Origin of the sequence: Microbacterium sp. 5K110 (assembly GCF_005774735.1) — a bacterium.
Taxonomy (GTDB): domain Bacteria; phylum Actinomycetota; class Actinomycetes; order Actinomycetales; family Microbacteriaceae; genus Microbacterium.
The window spans coordinates 1-17,778 of sequence record NZ_VBUM01000043.1 but is presented as its reverse complement, the minus strand read 5'-3'; the positions used below and the strand labels follow the sequence as shown (position 1 = coordinate 17,778).

The window sequence follows — 17,778 nt, the reverse complement described above, 5'->3', positions numbered from 1 at the left end:
GTTCTCGGCTCATGGCCTGTTATCGCCGCGGCGGCAGAGGTCGGCGCCCGGCGTGTCGGCCCGCGCCCACCGGCCCGCGTCGTCAGCGCAGCGGCTTGCGGTAGAAGATCTCGCCGTCGGGGGTGGTTTCGCTGCGGTGGTAGCCCTCCCGCTCGTAGAGGCGCTGGTTGGCCTCGCTGAGACCGCCGGTGAACAGCTCCGCCTCGGTGGCGCCGTCGCGGCGACCGCGCTCCTCGACCGCGGCGAGGAGCGTCGAACCCAGTCCTGCGCCCTGCTGATCGGGGGCGATCGCGAGACGCCCGATCAGCAGGAGGTCGCCGGCCCGCCGCGCGCGGACGGCACCCACGAGCCGGTGGCCGTCGATCGCCACGCAGCCGAGGTTCTCGACGAGCTCGGCTGCGAGCTCTTCGAGTGTCTGGGTGAGCGGGGGCATGTCGGGGTCGCCGTAGATGAGAGCCTCGCTCGCGAACGCGGCGCGTTGGATGGTCAGCACCTCCCCGGCGTCCTCAGGGCGGATGTCGCGGATGACGGGCGCGTCGGTCATGGTGCTCCTGCTGCTCGGTCGTGGCTAACTATCGTTGTTGCGATGGACGAACCTCTCGCGGTGAGAGGTTAACTACTATGGGTGACGGTGCCGCTCATCGTCGGGCACACGCCCCCCATGAACGACTTCTACGACACCCGCGTCCGCACCACGGACGTCGCCACCACCGAGGCGTGGTTGCGCGCCCAATACGGACGCGTCGACTTGCGCGCCGACGAGGCCGCCTACGCGGAGCACCTCGTCGGGGATGCCGCGTTCTCGCTGCGGCATCTGGAGTGGTCGGCCCGGGTCGACCTGTCCTACGAATCGGACCGCTTCCTCGTCGTCAGCTCCACGCCCGGCTATGCCTGGAGCGTCGGGCAGGACGAGGGGGAGTTCAGCGTCTCGCCGGGCATGCTGCAGCCGGGCGATCGGCTGGTGGCGCGCGTGGACCATCCCGACCTCGAGGTGGTCACCTTCGACCCCGATCGGCTCGCCGCGACGGCCCGCACGCTGTATGGAGACGACGACCTCGACGTGCGTTTCCGCGGGGTCGACCCGGCGTCGGCCGCGCTCCGCGACTACTGGGATTCGACCTTGCGATGGGCTCGGACCCAGACGCCGATCATGGCCGAACCGCTCGTGCGCGCCCACGTGCACCGCACTCTCGCGGTCGCGGCGCTCGAGGTCTTCCCCCTCGTCGCCGACGCGCGGGAGCGCCGGGCGTCGGCGCTGGAGCAGGCGGCGGTGTATCGATCGGCGACCGCATGGCTCGACGATCACGCCTCCCTCCCCGTCACGATCGAGGACGCCGCCCGCGCGGCCGGATCGTCGACCGGCGGACTGCGCCGCGCGTTCACGGCGAACGGGGGCGTGGCATCCACCCCCGAGGAGTATCTGCAACTCGCACGACTCAGCGCCGCGCACGTCGACCTCGTGGCGGCCGACGCCGCGTGCACGACGCTCGCCCTGGTCGCGCGCCGGTGGGGCTTCACAAACGTCGAGTCCTTCGCGGTCGCCTACCGCGCCGCGTATCGTCGCGATCCGCAGGCCACCCTCAACCGCTGAGTCAGCGATCGCGGTCGGTGTATTCGCCCGGTCGGTCGGTGTCGTCGCGTGCCTCGTCCCCCGTCGGCAGCTGCACGTCGGTGTAGGACCCCGGTTCGTCGGCGCGGGGGCGGGCGGTCGTACCGTCGGCGCGCTCGGTGTCGACGTACTCACCGGGCTCATCGAGGTTGCGGCCCGCTTCCTCGCCGTCGGGGAGCTCCACTTCGGTGTATTCGCCCTCTTCGGGTCCGGTGCCGTGCCCCGTGGTGTCGCGATCGCCCATGATGCGCCTCTCTCGTCGTGGTAGATCCGAGGCTAGACCGGCCGGGGCGCGCACGACGAGAGCTTGACAGCCGTTTGCGTCGTGGGGTCTCCCGTGTCAAGGGTGCGGGCGCGCCTGCGGTGAGGGAGGAGAGTGGATGCCATGCCAGCTCTCGCCATCCTCCTCATCGTCGTCGGTCTCGTCTTCCTGTTCCTCGGCATCTTCGTCGAGGCCGTGAAGTTCCTGCTCTGGATCGGCATCGTCATCCTCATCGTCGGCGTGATCGCCGCGCTGCTGCGCTTCGTGCGCCGCAACACCTGATCGCCCGCGCGAGACCCCGGGTTCAGGCCGAGAACAGGTCGCGGGCCCGGGGTCTGCGCATCTCTGCCACCGCATCGAGCGCCGGGCCCAGGTCGGGGTGCTGGAACTCGAAGCCGGCGTCGGTCAGGATCCGCGGCACGGCCCATCGGCTCTTCAGGACCAGCTCGGGCTCGCTCCCCAGGACGGCCATCGCCGGATCCAGCATCCACCGGAACGCGGGAAGCCCCACGGGCACTCGGGCGATCCGTCGCACGTCGGCCATGAGGGTGCGGTTGTCGCTCACGTTCGGTGCCGCGAGGTTCACCGGGCCCGCGATGTCGTCGCGGTCGCGGAGGAAACGCACCGCACCGACGACGTCGTCGATGTGGATCCAGCTGAACTTCTGGCGCCCGCGGGTGCGATGCCAGCGAGACCACGGGGCACCGGTGGGCTGCGCACCGATCCCGCGGTACCGGCGGTGCGGAAACCACCAGCTGTCGATCTGCGGGCCGCCCGCCCCCAGACGCCCGAGGGCGAACAGCATCCGGGTGGCCGGGCCGTCGCCGAGGACGATCGCCATGCGCAGCGCCACGCGGCGTGTGCCGGGGAGATCGCCGTCGAAGAACGCCCGTTCCCAGCTCGTGGCGACATCGACCGAGAACCCGTCGCCGATCACTCCGTCGACCTCGTCGTTGCCTCGCTCGGTCTCGTGGCGGTAGATGGTCGCGGTCGAGGCGTTCATCCACACGCGCGGCGGGCGCGCGGCATCCCGAACCGCCGCGTGCAGCGCCCGCGTGGTCGCCGTCGAGATCCTGCGGTCGCGGACGGCGACCACGCGGGCGCGACCGCAGGATCTCGTCGCGGTTCGCGTCCGTGTAGCGGCACGACACGATCTTGCCGGCGAGGTTCACGAGCAGCTCGGCGCCGTCGACGAGACGGGCGATCCCGGCGGGGTCCGTCCACGTGACGTGACCCGTGCGGCCCACCGTGACGACGTCGTAGCCGTCGTCGCTCAGTGCCGTCGCGAGCGCCCGGCCGACGAATCCGCTGGCTCCGGCGATGACCGCGCGTGGCCGGGGGCCGTCGTACTCCGAGGCGTTCACGGGGTCAGCCTAGGGCTGCGCGGCGGCGGGGGCGGCGACCTGGCAGAATGGGCGCCATGCGACGACAGGACCGGGGGACGCGCGTCGCGCGCGGTGCCGTCGGCGCTTCTCTCGCCACGTTCGTCGCCCTGCTCTCGCACGTCACGGCCGGCGGCGACGTCCCCGGGTGGCTCGGCATCCTCATCCCCTGGGCGCTGTCCTTCGTCGTCTGCACGGTGCTGGCCGGCCGGCGCCTCTCGTTGTGGCGTCTCGCGCCCGCCGTCGCGCTGAGCCAGCTGCTGTTCCACACCCTCTTCGTCCTCGGGGCGCACGACCCCGCCGCCGAAGGCCACGTCCACGGCGGTGCCCTCCCGTCCCTCGCGGGTCCGGACCTGACCATGGTCGCCCCGGATGCCGCGATGTGGGCCTGGCACCTCGTCGCCGCGACGGCGACGACGCTCGCCCTGCACCGCGGGGAGCGCACGATCGCCGTCCTGCGTACCCTCGCCGACCGGCTCGGGGCGTGGCTGCGCGTCCGGGTCGCCCTCGCCTCGGCTCTCCCGCGCCCCGTCGCGCGTCGCCGCGTCCTCGCCGAGATCGTCGCGGTCGTCCGCCCGACGTCGGTGCTGCTGGCCGGCTCCGCGAGGCGGCGCGGTCCGCCGCTCGGCGCTCTCTGACGCCCGCCCCTCCGCGCTCACGCTGACGGGGCCTTCCTGCCGCGCGCCGGGGCACTGTGCCCCACGGTGCATCGCGCCCGCGCGGTGGGGGATCCGCGTCTCTTCCGACGCTCCCGTTCATCGCCGCCCGCGCTCTCGCGTTCGAGGCGCACCGGGCACCGGCGACCGCCGGTCCCGCGCGGGCAGCCGGTCGCGCTCTCTCCCCTTCGGGAGATCTCGTGGCCGGACGACGGGTGCTCCGCGCACCCGAGAAGAGGTTCCTCTCCATGCATCGTCTCCGCGTCGTCGCGGCGGGGATCGCCGTGGCCGCCGTCGCCGTTCTGGCGTCGGTCGTCCCGGCATCCGCCCACGACGACTTGCTCTCCAGTTCACCCTCCGCGGGTGAGCGTCTGCCCTCCGCGCCCGATGAGATCTCGCTGAGGTTCTCGGCCGACGTCATGGACGTCGGCGCTCAGGTGATCGTCGCCGACGCCGAGGGCGCCGATTGGGTCGCGGCCGATCCGGCCGTGGTGGCCGACGCGGTCACCGTGCCCCTGCAGGGTGGCATGCCCGTCGCCGGGTACGAGGTGCGATGGCGTGTCGTCTCCAGCGATGGACACCCGATCTCGGGCGTCATCCCGTTCACCGTCGGCGACGCCGCGCCCCTCGAACGGGCTGCCGCCTCGACCGCACCCCCTTCCGACGCGGCTCCCGCGTCCGATGCCGCGCCGGGCCTCCCACGCGTCGTCGTCATCGGCGCGATCGGGGCGGGCATCGCGCTCGCCGTGTTCGCCGTCGTTCTCCTCTTCCGCCGTCGCGCCGGGCGCGACGCACAGCCCTGAAAGGCCACTCATGTCCACCACCCGCACCACCTCCGTCCTGCGCTTCGGCGCCCTCGCCCTCGCCGCGACCCTCGCCCTCGCGGGGTGCGCCTCGCCCGCTCCCGCCCCGGCCGCCCCTGCGGCCGAGGCGTTCTCGACCACCGACGTGTGGGTCAAGGCTGCAGACTCCGGCATGAGCGCCGGCTTCGGTGAACTCCGCAACGCCGGCGACAGCGACCTCACCGTCGTGTCGGCCACCAGCCCCGCCACCTCGGCGATGGAACTGCACGAGACCGTGCAGAACGAATCCGGGCAGATGGTCATGCGCCCGATCGAGGGCGGCTTCGTCATCCCCGCGCACGGGTCGATCGCGCTCGAGCCCGGCGGCAGCCACCTCATGTTCATGGACGTCACCTCGCCCCTGCGGGCCGGTGACGAGACGACCATCACACTGACGTTCTCGGACGATTCCACGGCCGAGATCACCGCCCCCGTCAAGGAGTTCGTCGGCGCGAACGAGAACTACGAGGGTGGCGAGCAGGACATGGGCGGTATGGGCGGCATGGAGTCGGGTCACTGATGACGCCTCGCGATCGATCCGCGCCGACCGGTCGCGGCCCGAGCCGGCGGGGGTTCCTCCTCGGAGGAGCCGTCGCCGGCGCGGGCGCCGCCGCCGCGATCGGCATCGACGCCGCCGTCTCGGCGAGAGCGACGGATGCCGGAGCCTCCACGCCGCTGAACGGCGATGCGATCGTGCCGTTCTACGGTGAGCACCAGGCCGGGATCGACACCGACGCCCAGGCCCACGTCTCCCTCGTCGCCCTCGACCTGCGCGCCGACACCGACCGGGAGGGCCTGCGGCGGCTGATGCGCACCCTCACCGACGACGCCGCGCGGCTCACGCGCGGGCTGGGGGCCCTGGCCGATACCGAGCCGGAGCTGGCGACCGCTCCCGCGCGTCTGACGGTGACGTTCGGCTTCGGTCCGGGCTTCGTGGCGCGCGCCGAGGCCCCAGCGCCGGCGTGGCTGCGGCCTCTGCCCGCGTTCACGATCGATCGACTCCGGCCGGAGTTCGGCGACGGCGACCTGCTGCTGCAGATCGCCGCGGACGATCCCGTGACGGTGGCGCACGCGACGCGCATGCTGCTTAAGGACGCGCGCGCGTTCGCGTCGCCGCGCTGGGTGCAGCAGGGGTTCCGGCGCGCGCACGGCACGGTGCGACCGGGGACGACGATGCGCAACCTCTTCGGCCAGGTCGACGGCACTGCCAACCCGGTACCCGGCACGACCGGGTTCGACGAGGTCGTGTGGGCGCGCGAGGGGTGGCTCACCGGAGGCACCGGCATGGTCGTGCGCCGCATCGCCATGGACCTCGATAAGTGGGACCGCCTCGACCGTCCCGGTCGCGACCAGTCGGTCGGGAGGACGCACGCCACCGGTGCGCCGCTGACGGGTACGGACGAGTTCGACGAACCCGACTTCGAGGCGAAGGACGCCATCGGCTTCCCCGTCATCCCGGAGTTCTCGCACGTGCGTCGCTCCCGCCCGGATGACCCCGCGCAGCGCATCTTCCGCCGCGGGTACAACTACGACGACGCGCCGCCGGCGGGGACGGTCTCGGACGCGGGGCTGCTGTTCGTCTCGTTCCAGGCCGACATCGACCGGCAGTTCGTGCCCATCCAGCGTCGGCTCGACGAGCTCGACCTGCTCAACGAATGGACGACCCCGATCGGGTCGGCCGTGTTCGCCCTCCCGCCCGGCTGTGCCGAGGGCGGTTTCATCGGAGAAGGAATCCTGTCATGACCACCACCCACCCGGGCGCCGGCCCCGCCGCCGACGAGGCGCCCGAGGGCGCGGCATCCCCCTCGCTCATCCATGACCCGTCGCCGCCGCGTGGCGCGCACGCGCGCGGTGCGAAGGGGTGGTTCACCGCGCTCCTGCGGCGATTGCACTTCTTCGCCGGGGTGCTCGTGGGCCCGTTCATCCTCGTCGCGGCGCTCAGCGGAGCGCTGTACGCGATCACGCCGACCCTGGACCGCATCGTGTACGCGCACGAGCTGACGGCGCCCTCCACCGCGGCCCCGCTGCCGTTGGCCGATCAGATCATCGCGGCCGAGCAGTACGTCGGCGGGGACGCGAGCCCCGTCGCGGTGCGTCCCGCCCCCGAACCGGGGGCGACGACCCGCGTCATGTTCGCCGATCCGGACCTGGGGGCGAGCGAGACCCGGGCGATCTTCGTCGACCCGGGGTCCGCGGAGATCCGGGGCGACCTCACCGCGTACGGCACGAGCGGCGCCCTGCCGCGTGGGTGAGTGATCTGCACCGGAACCTCCACCTCGGCGAACCCGGCCGGTGGTACAGCGAGCTCGCGGCATCCTGGCTCGGGATCGTCGCGCTCGCCGGACTCGGGCTCTGGATCGGAAGGATGCGGCGCAGTCGTCGCGGCCGTGCCGATCTCGTGCGCCCGAACCGGAAGCACACCGGCTACCGCGGGCTCTTCGGCTGGCACGCCTCGATCGGCGTGTGGGTCGTGCTCGGAGCGGTGTTCCTCTCGGCCACGGGCATCACGTGGTCGGCCTTCGCCGGGGCCAACGTCGCGGACCTCCGCGCTGCCGTGGGCGGGGGGACGCCGTCGCTGTCTACGACCCTCGACGGCGACGCTCCCGTCGGCGGAGAGCACTCCCACCACGGCGGAGCCGCGGCGGCCCCGACCGGCGCGGCCAACCCCGCGACGTTCGACGCCGTTCTCGCGATCGCGCAGCGGATCAACGTCAACACCGGCCAGGTCGAGATCAAGCCGCCCGCCGCGCCCGGCAAAGCCTGGGTCGTGCAGGAGATCCAGCGGAGCTTCCCGACCGAGGTGGATGCCGTGGCGATCGACGGATCCACGATGCACGTGACCGACCGCGTCGATTTCGCGGACTTTCCGCTGCTGGCGAAGCTCTCGCGGTGGGGCATCGACACCCACATGGGGTCGATGTTCGGCCTGGCCAACCAGCTCGTGCTGTTCGTACTCGCGCTCGGGATCGCGTCGCTCGTCGTGCTCGGGTACGCGATGTGGTGGCGGCGTCGGCCGACGCGCGGGTTCGCGGCGGCTCCGGCTCGCGGCGTGCTGCGCGGAGCGCCGTGGTGGGGGATCGGCCTCGTCCTTCTCGGCGCGGTCGCCCTCGGCTCGCTGTTGCCGTTCGTCGGCTACACGCTCGCGGCGTTCGTCGTGCTCGACGTCACCCTCGGGCTGGCGCAGCGGCGGAGGGTCCCGAACGGCTGAGAAGCCCGGTCAGTCGTCGTCGGGGTCGGGGAGGCTCTGGGCGATCTTGCTCGACTCCGCCGAGTCGCGTCCGACGCCCGGCTGGTAGTGCGCGATCGCCGAGTCGCCCGTCACGTGCGCCTCGCCCCCGGCGTTCGTCTCCCCTTCGGGGTGCGGCTCGGTCTCGTGTTCGTGATGGCGCGAGGTCGAGCCGCTCTCACCGCGCGCGTCGTCAGTACCGCGCTCCATGTCGCCGTCGGCGGCACGCGTGCCCACGCCCGGGATGTCGTTCTGGCTCGAGACGTTCTGCACGCGCGCATCGTCGTCGGTGTCGATCTCGGTGGCCGAGACCGCTCCGGAGTCGGCGCCGGCACCCCCGGCGGGGACGTCGGCGGCGCGCCCCTCGGCATCCGAGACGGTGTGCGCGTGGTCGGCTCCGGGCAGGTCTTCTGCGGGGGTGTTCACGATCGTGGTCCTTCCGGTGGGGTGTGAGGTCACGCTAGAGGGCGCGCCCGCGGGCGGGAACGGGGTTGACGCGCGGCCCTCGTGTCGGAGGGGCTGGATAGGCTCGATCCGACTCCCCGAAAGGAACCGCAATGCAGCAGCGTCCCCTCTCCCGCACCGGCCGCGAAGTCTCGGCAATCGGTCTCGGCACCTGGCAGCTCGGTCCCGACTGGGGCGGTGTCAGCGAAGACGAGGCGATGGAGGTGCTCGCCGCATCGGTCGACGCCGGGGTGACGCTCTTCGACACCGCCGACGTGTACGGCGACGGGCGTTCCGAAGAACTCATCGGCGCGTTCCTGCAGAAGACGGATGCCACGGGTATCACGGTCGCCACCAAGATGGGCCGTCGCGCCGACCAGACGCCCGAGAACTACACGATGGAGAACTTCCGCGCCTGGACCGACCGCTCGCGCCGGCTGCTCGCCCAAGACACGCTGGACTTGGTCCAGCTGCACTGCCCGCCCTCGGCGGTCATCGACGACGACGCCACCTACGACGCGCTCGACCAACTCGTCTCGGAGGGCGTGATCGCCGCGTACGGCGTCTCGGTCGAGACGATGGACCAGGCCCTGTCGGCGCTGCGTCGACCCAACCTGACGAACCTCCAGATCATCTTCAACCCGTTCCGTCTGAAGCCGCTCGACGAGGTGCTGCCCGCCGCTGCCGAGAAGGGCGTCGCGGTGTTCGCGCGGGTTCCGCTCGCGAGCGGCCTGCTGTCGGGCAAGTACACCGCCGACACCACCTTCGACAAAGACGACCACCGCACGTACAACCGCAACGGTGAAGCGTTCGACAAGGGCGAGACCTTCTCGGGCGTGCCGTTCGCCGAGGGGGTGGCCGCGGCCGATGAGCTCAAGGCCGCACTTCCCGACGGTGTGACGCTCCCGGCGGCGACGCTCGCGTGGATCGCGTCGCGCGAGGGTGTCACCTCGGTCATCCCCGGCGCCCGCTCGGCGGCGCAGGCCACGGCCAACGCCGCGGCGGCCGGCCTGATCGACGGTGGGTTCGACCTCGACGCGTTCGACGTTCTCGTGCGCGACGTCTACGACCGTCGCTTGCGCGCAGAGATCCACCCGCAGTGGTGACTCACCCCTGACGCGACGGACGCCGGCCCCCTCGGGGACCGGCGTCCGTCTTCTGTCCGGGTGTCAGCTGACGTCGCCGCGCCACGCGCCGGATTCGGCGCCGCGCGACTCGATGTACTCCTTGAAGTTCTTCAGGTCCTTCTTGACCGAGTGGTCGTCGGCGCCGAAGACGGCGCCGGCCTTCTCGAGGAGGCCCGTGGGCTCCCAGTCGATCTGCACGGTCACGCGCGTCTCGTCGTCGGACAGGCGGTGGAACGTGACGACGCCGGCGTGGTTCTCCTCGCCGCCGACGCTGTTCCAGGCGACGCGCTCGTCGGGGTGCTGTTCGGTGATCTCGGCGTCGAACTCGCGCTCGGCCCCCGCGATCTTGACCTTCCAGTGCGTCAGGGTCTCGGTCTTCTGGGTGATGGACTCGACGAAGCCCATGAAGTGCGGGAACTCCTCGAACTGCGTCCACTGGTTGTAGGCGACGCGAACGGGAACGTTGACGTCGACGGTTTCGATGACCTGGGCCATGATGTCCTTCTTCCTGTGTGATCCGGGGCTCGTGCCCAGTCTTCGCGCCTCCCGCTCGTGGGGGCCCCGGGGTTGAGAGATCGGCTCGTGTGGCCTATATGCGAGCGCTATGCCCGTCCGCGCAGGATGAGGTTCCAGTACACCCACGGCAGCACGTGGCGGTCGGCGATCCAGGTCGACCGTCGCTCGCGCGAGAGTGACCGCCAGAAGGGGATCGACGGACGGGGGGCGCCCCACCGATCGAACTCGGCGAAGACCACGGTTCCGCGCGAGACCGTGAACGGCACGACGCTATAGCCGTCGTAGCGGGCCGAAGGCTCGCGGCCGGCGAGGACGGAGCGCAGGTTCGCCGTGAGCACCTTCGCTTGCTTCCGGATCGCCCCGCCCGATCGGCGAGTGGCGACAGCCGCCGCGTCACCCAGCGCCCAGATCTCCGGATGCCGCCGGTGCTGCAGCGTCTCGGGGTCGGTGTCGACGAAGCCGTGCGGGTCGTCGTCCGCGGCCAGTCCGCTGCCGGAGATCCACTCCGGAGCGCGCTGCGGGGGAACCGCGTGCAGCACGTCGTAGGAGAGCGTCTCCTCGTCGGAGCCGTGACCGATCGTGAGCGTGCGGGTCTCGGCATCCACTCGCCGCACCTCGCGGGAGTAGTGCACCTCGACGCCGTAGCGGTCGAGGATGCGGTGCAGCTCGCGATCGATCGACGGCATGCCGAACGGGACGGGGTCGGGGAGCACCAGGATGACCCGGATGTCGTCGAGCACGCCGATCGAGCGCCACCAGTCGCACGCGAGGTACATCGGCTTCTGCGCCGCCGCGCCGCACGAGGCCGGTTCGGGCGGCTGGGTGAAGACCACGGTGCCGTGGCGCAGGTCGCGCAGCACCGGGGACGCTCGGGCGGCGAGCGTGAAGTCGTAGTTCGAGATCCCCTCGGGGGTGGCCATGGCCTCGGGGAGGCCGGGGATGGACTCCCAATCCATGCGAATTCCGGCGGCGATGACCAACTGGTCGTAGTCGAGGTGGCCGCCGGAGACGAGGTGCACCCGGCGAGCGCCCGGATCGACGGTGAACGCCTCGTCGCGCAGCCATCGGACGCCCGGAGGGGTGACGTCGCCCTGGGGGCGGACGGCACGGGACGCCCGTGCGGCACCGCCGGCGATGTGCGACTGCAGGGGAGCGTAGACGTGCCGCTCGCGCGGCTCGACCACCGTGATCTCGCCGACGCGGGCGCGGTGCAGGCGACCGGCGAGCGAGAGCCCGGCGTTCCCGCCGCCGATCACGACGATGCGGGGAGCCGGTCGGGGCGAATGCGGCATGGGTGTCCTTCCGTCGTCTTCAGACAACGCCCCCGAGCGCCCGGGCGCCAGCGGGTTGACAGAGGATCAGCCGAGGGACTCGGGCAGGGACGCGTCTTCTGGGGGTTTCGGCACGACGTAGAAGCCGGTCGGCGAGTCGGCCATCGTCATGCGGGCCTCCAGCCAGTGCCGGTTGACCGCCGGCGTGCGGCCGCCGTGGATGTGGACACGATGCTCGCGCGCGGGTGCACCCACACCGCTGTCCGACCGCCGCCGGTGCCGAGGTCGTCCTTCCCCGGGAAGGAGAACGGCTCCCCGCGACGGAGCGTGTTCCCGATCACCACCTGCAGGTGTGCGAGGAGTCGGTCGTCGAGGTCGCCCCGGACGGTGCCCTCGTGGATGAACAGCGGATACTCCACGATGTACGGGGAGGCGGGCGCAGGTGTCAAGGGGCGGTCGTGCATCCCGATCGACCGTTTGTATGGGACGACCCGGTTCACCGGCCCTGCGCGGACTTTGCGTAGGCGACGAGAGGATGCCCCCCCCATGAGCGACGCTTCGACCAACCCCGCCCAGACCGACGCGACCGTTCCCCCTGCGGTGGACGGTGTCGCGGGCGCCCAGCCGCTACGCGACGGTGACACCTCGGTCGTGGCCGATCCGTCGCTGGATCCGGCCCAGGTCGAGTGGGATGCCACGACCGCGCTCGACGAGGGCGTCGACCCCGCCGACCTCGATCCGGCTACCGCCACGGGTGCCGATCCGGCGGAGATCCCCGCCGAGGATTCGGACATCCCGCTCGAGGACCTCCACCCCACGGGCGCCGGGACCGACTCCCAGGGGCAGGATCCGGGGGTCGTCGAACTCGGCGACGAGGGTCAGGGCGACCTCGCTCCCGAGGATCTCTAAGTCGACTCTGCGAGGGACTTGCCCTGCTCGGCTAATGGGCGTAGCTTTTGGCTATGGACATTAGCCAAGTGGATGTGGACGGTGGGCGTCTTGCCGTCGAGGTGCGGGGGAGCGGGCCTCTCGTCGTCTGCTCCCCGGCGATGGGAGACGAGCGCGACGCCTTCGGACCCCTCGCCGATCGGCTCGCTGCCGCGGGGTACCGTATCGCGCTGACCGATCTGCGAGGTCACGGCGACAGCGACATCGGGTTCGTTGACTACGGCGACACCGCCACCGCCGCTGACCTGATCGCCGTCATCGAGGCTCTCGGGGGCGGCCCCGCGGTGATCGCGGGAGCATCGTTGAGTGCAGCCGCGGCGATCATCGCCGCCGGCACCCGCCCCGACCTCGTGACAGGTCTCGTGCTGCTCGGGCCGTTCGCCCGAAACGGCAACGCGGTGATGGGTGCGCTTCTGCGTGGACTCCTCGCCCGCCCCTGGGGACCGGCCGTGTGGCGCGGATACTCCGCGTCGCTGTGGCCCGGACTCGGCGAGGACGCGCGGGTTCGAGCGACACACCTCTCCCGGCGTCTCGCTCGCCCGGGGCGATGGGCGGCGTTCGTCCGCACGACCCGGGCCGATCACTCCGTCGTCGCCCCCTTCCTGCCGCGCGTGCGGGCGCGCACCCTCGTGGTGATGGGCGCGGCCGACCCCGACTGGAAGGATCCGGCCGCCGAGGCGGAGTGGCTCGCGGGGGAGCTGTCGGCGCAGGTGCTCGTCGTACCAGGCGTCGGACACGCGCCGATGCTCGAGGCGCCCGACGCCGTCGCCCCGGCCGTGCTGGATTTCCTCGGGGAGGCGAGGGATGCCGCGCGCTGGTCTTGACACCGACGCCGTCGTACGCGGCGCCGCCGGGATCGTGGACGCCGAGGGAGTGGCATCCCTCACACTCTCGCGGGTGGCCGCGGCGCTGGGGGTGGCCGCGCCCAGTCTGTACAAGCACGTCGGCGGGCTCGCCGACCTGACCGACCGGGTGGCGTTGACGGCCACCCACGCCTTCGGTGAGGCTCTCGCGCGATCCTCCCGCGGTCTGTCGTCGCGCGACGCGCTGGCCGCCGTCGCCGAGGCGTACCGCGGCTTCGCGCGGGAGCGCCCCGGAATGTACGAACTCGCCCAGCGCGGGGGATCCGGCCCGGAGTGGGAGGTGGCGGCCGGCGCCGTCATGGACGAACTCACGCGGGCGCTGGCCGGGTACGGGGAGAGCGCGCGCGACGTGCATCGGATCCGATTCGTCCGGTCGGCGCTGCACGGTTTCGCCGACCTCGAGCGGCTCGGTGGGTTCCGTCAACCGGAGTCCGTCGACGAGAGCTTCGCCCGCCTGGTCGAGGCGCTGGACGCGGAGCTGTCGCGGCCGCTCCCGGAGGTGCGCACGAGCGCGTGACGGCGGCGCAGGACCCCGCGGACCCTCCCGTCGTCGCTCCAGCGCAGGGGGAGCACGTACTCCGCAGCGAGACGCCTCAGTCGTCGGTGCGGAACCCCGCGGGCTTGTGCGTGCCGTCGCAGAACGGCTTGATCGTCGACAGGCCGCAGCGGCAGAGCGCGACCGTGCGCCGGTTCTTCGTCACGGGACGCCCCTCGGGGTCGCGCAGTTCGACATCGCCCCGCACGATCAGCGGACCGTCGGGGTAGGCCGTGATGCTCGGCGCGGGGTCGTTCATCGCCCCACCTCGGGCCGCAGCGACGAGTCTCCGCGCGACCAGGCGTCGATCATGTGTGCGCCGACGCGCCCGTCGACGCCTAGGCACGCCGCCGCGCCGAACAGGATGTCGGGGAGCAGATCGGGGCGATCCTCCGCGAGCGCACCGGCGAGGTCACGCGCGGCGATCTGCTCGTGCACGGCGTCGGCCTCGACGTGCTCGTCGAAATACGCGCACACCTCGTCGCCGAAGCCGAGGCGTCGCAGTCCCTCGGCGTAGAGGCGGTTGGGGATCGACGAGGTCATCTCGAACGCGGCGAGATGACCGACGATCGCCCCGAGGAGTCGCCGATTGAGGCCGAACATCGACATCGCGTTGTGCGACGCCAGCGTCACTGCGGGCACGTCGTCGATGTACGCGCCGTACGTGTCGGACAGCCCCGCGGCCCGCACCGCGCGGGCGAACAGCGTCGCGTGCACGCGCTCGGGCTGGCCGCCGCCGTACTCGTCGGACTGGATCTCGACCAGCGCCGCCTTGGGTCGCCCCGTCAGTCGCGGGATCGCCCACGAGTGCGGGTCCGCCTCGCGCAGGGTGTACACGGTGCGGTGCACGAGGAACTCGTGCGCCTGGTCGAGGGTGGCCTTCTTGGCGAGGTGGCGCGACAGGCTCGGGCCGGTGTCGGCGGCGGTGAGGTCGAAGAGCGCACGGGCCACGGCATCCGTCGTCGGTGCAGGGAGGTCGGGGAGCGTGAGCCGCTGACGCAACGCCGCTTCGAACGCTCGCTCGATCACCCGCCGGGTCGCCACCAGGGAGGGATCCCACTCCAGGTCTGCGTCGAGCGCCTCGAACGAGCCGTACGCCGAGGCGAAGAGGACGAACAGCGCCAGCTGGAGGTCGTCGTCGGTCTCGATATCCGCAGTGGCCGCCACGGCCTGGTCGGCGAGGGCCGTGTGCGGGGTCGCCACGCGGTCGCAGAGGTGGCGGATCACCGCGGAGCTGACGGGCCCGCGCGGCGAGAACGGGAGGGATGCCGTGCCGTCCGTCTCGGGGGCGTCGTCGCCGGTGGAGCGAGCGCGGGGATCGTGGGAGGAAAGAGTCACGGACACCCCGTCACTCTGGGCGCGGTCGGCGGGATCACCGAGACCCTTGACAACCGTGCCCGCGCGAGGCCTCGGAGGTCCGGTGTGCACGAACCATCGCGCGATTGTCGCGCGGACCGGGGCGCACCACAACCCCCGTGCCGGATGCCGGGTCGCGCTCTTTCGTGGCTCCTGACGCCGAACCCCCCGGTCGGCGTCGACCGACGAAGGAGAGCGATGTACTTCCACCGGCAGGAACTCCAGCACGCAGCCACCCCCGAGAAGCCCGACGCCGTCTACGCGCGCAAGCTCCAGGAGGTGCTCGGCGGCCAGTACGGCGAGATCAGCGTGGCCATGCAGTACCAGTTCCAGGCATGGAACATGCACATGCCCGGCAAGTACCGAGACCTCGTTTTCGGAATCGGCGCCGAGGAGATGGGCCACGTCGAGATGCTCGCCGTCATGATCGCCCAGCTGCTCGAGAAGTCTCCGCTCGGCATCACCGAGGAGGCCGTGCAGGACGACCCCACGGTGGCCGCGGTGATCGGCGGGACCGACATCCAGCACGGGATCGTCGCCGGTGCGGGAGCGCGCCCCGTCGACTCCAACGGCAACCCGTGGCAGGGCAGCTTCATCACGGCCAGCGGAAATCTGCTCGCCGACTTCACCGCCAACGCCAACGCCGAGATGCAGGGCCGTGTGCAAGTGGCGCGGCTCTACCACCAGACCGACGACCACGGCGTGAAGGACCTGCTCGCCTTCCTCCTCGCCCGCGACACGATGCACCAGAACCAGTGGATCGCCGCAGCCGCCGAACTGCAGGAAGAGGGCTACGAGGCGCTTCCGGTGCCGAGCAACTTCCCGCTCGAGAAGGAGGATCGCGACGTGTCCTACCAGTACATCAACTTCTCCGACGGCGCCGCCGCCGGCGAAGGGCGCTGGGCCTCGGGTCCGACCCCCGACGGCAAGGGCGAGTTCACGTACCTCGCCACGCCCGAGCCGGGCGTGCCGATGCCGCCGCCCACGCACCCCGACGTGCGGCTCTACGGCACGACCGAGCTGCCCAACACGGTCGAGAAGCTCGCGGGCCGCGCCCAGGACGCGCTGCACAAGGAATGAGCGACGACGCGGGGAGCGGCGCCGAGGTCGGCACCGCTCCGGCGGTGCGCGGCGGAGAACGGCTCGGCAGCGGACACGAGCGCAGCGGCGCGAGCTTCCCGGCGATGCGTGCGGCGAAACGTCCGCGCGCCGCGGTGGCGGGGCCCTACGGGCACCCGTTCCACCCCGTCGCGGTGACGATCCCCATCGGGGCGTGGAGTTCGAGCCTCGTGTTCGATTTGATCGGCCTCGCGTCCGATGATCCCCGTGCCTTCGCCGCCGGCTCTCGGCTGCTCATCGCGATCGGGCTGGTCGGGGCTGTCGTGGCGTCCGTCCTCGGGCTGCTCGACATGTCGCGGATCGAACGACGGACGCCCGCTCGCCGAACCGCGGTGGCGCACCTCCTGCTCAACGTGACCGGGATCGTGCTGTTCATACTGGGGCTCGTCGTGCGCCTCCTGGATGCTGGCCGGATCCCCCTCGTCGCCTTCCTTCTCAGCGGGATCGCCGCGGGCGGCCTCTCCGTCTCGGGGTGGCTGGGCGGAAAGCTGTCGTACCGCTGGGGCGTGCGGGTGGCCGACGAGCACACGCAGCGCGAGGGCTTCGAAGCGGGGTGACCCGCGTCGGGTCCGGGCGGTGCCGTGGCTGTTGAGTCGGCTGTGGCGTCCGCGTCCACGGCTGTGCGGTGCCGTCGCGTTCGAGTCGGTTCGGTGCGTTGCTGTGCCGTCGCGTCCGCGGGTTCCGCGGGGGACCCGGTGCCACCCGCCGCTGATCGCGTCGGGATCCTGCAGAGGTGTGAGCACCGCCCCGGTGATGGCGGGTGCGGGGCGTCGCCGCGAACCCGAGAATGCGCTGCAGATCTGCGGGGTCCTCCTCCCCAGCGGGAGAACCTGACGAGTTGTCCACGGATGCCTTTGTCGACGGGGCAGAATGTCCGACCTCGGGGCTAACATTCGAACATGTCTTCGATTGATTCATCTGGTGGCGCCGGGTCTGCAGACCGCCCGAGCTCTACGCCGGGCGGTGACGTCGATGTGCTCGCGGGGCTGGTCACCGAGGTGGTGGTGGCGGAGGCGGCGGTGGCTTTGGCGGAGGTTGTGCGGGTGCGGGCGTTGGCGGCGGCGGGGCGGTTCGCTCTGGATGCCGCGGCTTCGGCGCGGGCATCGGCGCGGGCGTCGGATATGGCGATGCGGGAGGTGGCGTCCGAGGTTGCGGCGGCGTGCGGGGTGTCCGATCGGACGGTGCAGCGCGACATCGGCGATGCGTTGACGCTGGTGGAGTCGTATCCGGCGACGGTAGCGGCGTGGGAAGCGGGGGCGCTGTCCCGGCGGCACGTGCGGGTGATCACCGAGGTCGGGGCGGAGCTTCCCGTCGAGGCGCGTGAGGCGTTCGACGCTGTCGCTGTTTCGCTGGCGGGAGAGGCCTCGAGCCCGGGGCGATTGAAGACCCGGCTCGCGGTCGCGGCCCAGCGGATGCATCCGCGGACGGTGACCGAGCGGCACCGGGCGGGGCGCGAGACCCGGTGCATCCGGGTCGTTCCGGGCGTGGACGGGATGTCGGATCTGATCGCGACGCTGCCGACGGTGCTGGCCGAAGCGATCCACGACAGGGTGACGCAGCAAGCGCGGGTGATCGTCGACGCGGGCAGGGAGGCGAGGTCGGCAGGTGGTGGGGAGGCGGGC

Annotated in this window: 21 protein-coding genes and 2 pseudogenes; 14 read left to right on the top strand and 9 right to left on the bottom strand. The window is 71.8% G+C overall.

Annotation, left to right across the window (positions count from 1 at the left end; translation table 11 throughout):
* Nucleotides 1-82: 82 nt before the first annotated feature.
* The gene (locus FE256_RS10925) at nt 83-544 is read right to left on the bottom strand and encodes a GNAT family N-acetyltransferase (protein ID WP_138175510.1); all 462 of its coding nucleotides are present in this window, start codon (nt 542-544) and stop codon (nt 83-85) included.
* An 81-nt stretch (nt 545-625) separates the two neighbouring features.
* Here FE256_RS10925 and FE256_RS10920 point away from each other — a divergent pair, with 81 nt between their 5' ends.
* Nucleotides 626-1,591, top strand: a complete 966-nt coding sequence (locus tag FE256_RS10920; RefSeq protein ID WP_138175507.1) for a helix-turn-helix transcriptional regulator — start codon at nt 626-628, stop codon at nt 1,589-1,591.
* A gap of 1 nt (nt 1,592) precedes the next feature.
* Here FE256_RS10920 and FE256_RS10915 read toward each other — a convergent pair whose 3' ends face one another.
* On the bottom strand, nt 1,593-1,853 hold the full coding sequence (locus FE256_RS10915; RefSeq protein ID WP_138175505.1) for a hypothetical protein: 261 nt from the start codon (nt 1,851-1,853) through the stop codon (nt 1,593-1,595).
* A gap of 141 nt (nt 1,854-1,994) precedes the next feature.
* On the opposite strand from FE256_RS10915, the gene FE256_RS10910 reads away from it, so the two are divergent.
* Nucleotides 1,995-2,153, top strand: a complete 159-nt coding sequence (locus tag FE256_RS10910) for a DUF4175 domain-containing protein (RefSeq protein WP_138175503.1) — start codon at nt 1,995-1,997, stop codon at nt 2,151-2,153.
* A gap of 22 nt (nt 2,154-2,175) precedes the next feature.
* Here the strand turns inward: FE256_RS10910 and FE256_RS10905 are convergent.
* A pseudogene (locus tag FE256_RS10905) lies at nt 2,176-3,235 on the bottom strand (epimerase).
* A 56-nt stretch (nt 3,236-3,291) separates the two neighbouring features.
* Here FE256_RS10905 and FE256_RS10900 point away from each other — a divergent pair.
* The 5 genes and pseudogenes from FE256_RS10900 (at nt 3,292) to FE256_RS10880 (ending at nt 7,959) form a co-directional block, all read left to right on the top strand.
* Nucleotides 3,292-3,891, top strand: a complete 600-nt coding sequence (locus FE256_RS10900) for a hypothetical protein (protein ID WP_138175500.1) — start codon at nt 3,292-3,294, stop codon at nt 3,889-3,891.
* A 266-nt stretch (nt 3,892-4,157) separates the two neighbouring features.
* On the top strand, nt 4,158-4,712 hold the full coding sequence (locus FE256_RS10895; protein ID WP_138175498.1) for a copper resistance CopC family protein: 555 nt from the start codon (nt 4,158-4,160) through the stop codon (nt 4,710-4,712).
* A 10-nt stretch (nt 4,713-4,722) separates the two neighbouring features.
* The gene (locus tag FE256_RS10890) at nt 4,723-5,271 is read left to right on the top strand and encodes a copper chaperone PCu(A)C (RefSeq protein WP_138175496.1); all 549 of its coding nucleotides are present in this window, start codon (nt 4,723-4,725) and stop codon (nt 5,269-5,271) included.
* Entirely contained in the window at nt 5,271-6,494 is a 1,224-nt protein-coding gene (locus tag FE256_RS10885) for a Dyp-type peroxidase (protein WP_138175494.1), read from the top strand. The genes FE256_RS10890 and FE256_RS10885 overlap by 1 nt, the downstream gene beginning before the upstream one ends.
* A pseudogene (locus tag FE256_RS10880) lies at nt 6,407-7,959 on the top strand (PepSY-associated TM helix domain-containing protein). Before FE256_RS10885 ends, FE256_RS10880 begins: the two are co-directional and overlap by 88 nt.
* A gap of 9 nt (nt 7,960-7,968) precedes the next feature.
* Here FE256_RS10880 and FE256_RS10875 read toward each other — a convergent pair.
* Nucleotides 7,969-8,403 carry a hypothetical protein gene (locus FE256_RS10875; RefSeq protein ID WP_138175491.1) on the bottom strand — a complete coding sequence of 145 codons (435 nt, stop codon included), beginning with the start codon at nt 8,401-8,403 and terminating at the stop codon, nt 7,969-7,971.
* Between the two features lie 131 nt (nt 8,404-8,534).
* Between FE256_RS10875 and FE256_RS10870 the strand changes: the two genes are divergently transcribed.
* The gene (locus tag FE256_RS10870) at nt 8,535-9,527 is read left to right on the top strand and encodes an aldo/keto reductase (protein ID WP_138175489.1); all 993 of its coding nucleotides are present in this window, start codon (nt 8,535-8,537) and stop codon (nt 9,525-9,527) included.
* Between the two features lie 63 nt (nt 9,528-9,590).
* Here the strand turns inward: FE256_RS10870 and FE256_RS10865 are convergent, their stop codons facing one another.
* From FE256_RS10865 to FE256_RS10855, 3 genes are all read right to left on the bottom strand, one after another.
* Nucleotides 9,591-10,043: an SRPBCC family protein gene (locus tag FE256_RS10865; RefSeq protein ID WP_138175487.1), complete on the bottom strand. Its 453-nt coding sequence runs from the start codon at nt 10,041-10,043 to the stop codon at nt 9,591-9,593.
* A gap of 107 nt (nt 10,044-10,150) precedes the next feature.
* Nucleotides 10,151-11,356, bottom strand: a complete 1,206-nt coding sequence (locus tag FE256_RS10860) for an NAD(P)/FAD-dependent oxidoreductase (protein WP_138175485.1) — start codon at nt 11,354-11,356, stop codon at nt 10,151-10,153.
* 146 nt (nt 11,357-11,502) lie between these two features.
* Nucleotides 11,503-11,799, bottom strand: a complete 297-nt coding sequence (locus FE256_RS10855) for a DUF7882 family protein (protein WP_354646034.1) — start codon at nt 11,797-11,799, stop codon at nt 11,503-11,505.
* An 82-nt stretch (nt 11,800-11,881) separates the two neighbouring features.
* Here FE256_RS10855 and FE256_RS10850 point away from each other — a divergent pair, with 82 nt between their 5' ends.
* The 3 genes from FE256_RS10850 to FE256_RS10840 are packed head-to-tail and all read left to right on the top strand — an operon-like array spanning nt 11,882 to nt 13,663.
* On the top strand, nt 11,882-12,244 hold the full coding sequence (locus tag FE256_RS10850; protein ID WP_138175482.1) for a sugar ABC transporter ATPase: 363 nt from the start codon (nt 11,882-11,884) through the stop codon (nt 12,242-12,244).
* A 53-nt stretch (nt 12,245-12,297) separates the two neighbouring features.
* A complete protein-coding gene (locus FE256_RS10845) occupies nt 12,298-13,107 on the top strand; it encodes an alpha/beta fold hydrolase (RefSeq protein WP_138175479.1) in 810 nt (269 codons plus the stop codon).
* Entirely contained in the window at nt 13,088-13,663 is a 576-nt protein-coding gene (locus FE256_RS10840) for a TetR/AcrR family transcriptional regulator (protein ID WP_138175476.1), read from the top strand. The genes FE256_RS10845 and FE256_RS10840 overlap by 20 nt, the downstream gene beginning before the upstream one ends.
* Before the next feature lie 76 nt (nt 13,664-13,739).
* Here the strand turns inward: FE256_RS10840 and FE256_RS10835 are convergent, their stop codons facing one another.
* The gene (locus FE256_RS10835; protein WP_138175474.1) at nt 13,740-13,940 is read right to left on the bottom strand and encodes a CDGSH iron-sulfur domain-containing protein; all 201 of its coding nucleotides are present in this window, start codon (nt 13,938-13,940) and stop codon (nt 13,740-13,742) included.
* On the bottom strand, nt 13,937-14,908 hold the full coding sequence (locus FE256_RS10830) for an iron-containing redox enzyme family protein (RefSeq protein WP_138175531.1): 972 nt from the start codon (nt 14,906-14,908) through the stop codon (nt 13,937-13,939). The genes FE256_RS10835 and FE256_RS10830 overlap by 4 nt, the downstream gene beginning before the upstream one ends.
* 327 nt (nt 14,909-15,235) lie before the next feature.
* Here FE256_RS10830 and FE256_RS10825 point away from each other — a divergent pair, with 327 nt between their 5' ends.
* From FE256_RS10825 to FE256_RS10815, 3 genes are all read left to right on the top strand, one after another.
* Entirely contained in the window at nt 15,236-16,117 is an 882-nt protein-coding gene (locus FE256_RS10825; protein ID WP_138175471.1) for a manganese catalase, read from the top strand.
* Complete coding sequence (locus FE256_RS10820) at nt 16,114-16,713, top strand: DUF2231 domain-containing protein (protein ID WP_212743506.1); 600 nt, start codon at nt 16,114-16,116, stop codon at nt 16,711-16,713. Before FE256_RS10825 ends, FE256_RS10820 begins: the two co-directional genes overlap by 4 nt.
* 417 nt (nt 16,714-17,130) lie before the next feature.
* Nucleotides 17,131-17,778, top strand: a 648-nt coding sequence (locus FE256_RS10815; protein ID WP_171024299.1) for a DUF222 domain-containing protein, incomplete at its 3' end; no start/stop codon positions are given.

What these genes read in the sequence shown, in the direction of transcription:
- FE256_RS10925 (WP_138175510.1), bottom strand. Translation starts at nt 544, where the DNA reads ATGACCGACGCGCCCGTCATCCGCGACATCCGCCCTGAGGACGCCGGG.
- FE256_RS10915 (WP_138175505.1), bottom strand. Translation starts at nt 1,853, where the DNA reads ATGGGCGATCGCGACACCACGGGGCACGGCACCGGACCCGAAGAGGGC.
- FE256_RS10910 (WP_138175503.1), top strand. Translation starts at nt 1,995, where the DNA reads ATGCCAGCTCTCGCCATCCTCCTCATCGTCGTCGGTCTCGTCTTCCTG.
- FE256_RS10900 (WP_138175500.1), top strand. Translation starts at nt 3,292, where the DNA reads ATGCGACGACAGGACCGGGGGACGCGCGTCGCGCGCGGTGCCGTCGGC.
- FE256_RS10895 (WP_138175498.1), top strand. Translation starts at nt 4,158, where the DNA reads ATGCATCGTCTCCGCGTCGTCGCGGCGGGGATCGCCGTGGCCGCCGTC.
- FE256_RS10890 (WP_138175496.1), top strand. Translation starts at nt 4,723, where the DNA reads ATGTCCACCACCCGCACCACCTCCGTCCTGCGCTTCGGCGCCCTCGCC.
- FE256_RS10885 (WP_138175494.1), top strand. Translation starts at nt 5,271, where the DNA reads ATGACGCCTCGCGATCGATCCGCGCCGACCGGTCGCGGCCCGAGCCGG.
- FE256_RS10870 (WP_138175489.1), top strand. Translation starts at nt 8,535, where the DNA reads ATGCAGCAGCGTCCCCTCTCCCGCACCGGCCGCGAAGTCTCGGCAATC.
- FE256_RS10865 (WP_138175487.1), bottom strand. Translation starts at nt 10,043, where the DNA reads ATGGCCCAGGTCATCGAAACCGTCGACGTCAACGTTCCCGTTCGCGTC.
- FE256_RS10860 (WP_138175485.1), bottom strand. Translation starts at nt 11,356, where the DNA reads ATGCCGCATTCGCCCCGACCGGCTCCCCGCATCGTCGTGATCGGCGGC.
- FE256_RS10855 (WP_354646034.1), bottom strand. Translation starts at nt 11,799, where the DNA reads ATGCACGACCGCCCCTTGACACCTGCGCCCGCCTCCCCGTACATCGTG.
- FE256_RS10850 (WP_138175482.1), top strand. Translation starts at nt 11,882, where the DNA reads ATGAGCGACGCTTCGACCAACCCCGCCCAGACCGACGCGACCGTTCCC.
- FE256_RS10845 (WP_138175479.1), top strand. Translation starts at nt 12,298, where the DNA reads ATGGACATTAGCCAAGTGGATGTGGACGGTGGGCGTCTTGCCGTCGAG.
- FE256_RS10840 (WP_138175476.1), top strand. Translation starts at nt 13,088, where the DNA reads ATGCCGCGCGCTGGTCTTGACACCGACGCCGTCGTACGCGGCGCCGCC.
- FE256_RS10835 (WP_138175474.1), bottom strand. Translation starts at nt 13,940, where the DNA reads ATGAACGACCCCGCGCCGAGCATCACGGCCTACCCCGACGGTCCGCTG.
- FE256_RS10825 (WP_138175471.1), top strand. Translation starts at nt 15,236, where the DNA reads ATGTACTTCCACCGGCAGGAACTCCAGCACGCAGCCACCCCCGAGAAG.
- FE256_RS10820 (WP_212743506.1), top strand. Translation starts at nt 16,114, where the DNA reads ATGAGCGACGACGCGGGGAGCGGCGCCGAGGTCGGCACCGCTCCGGCG.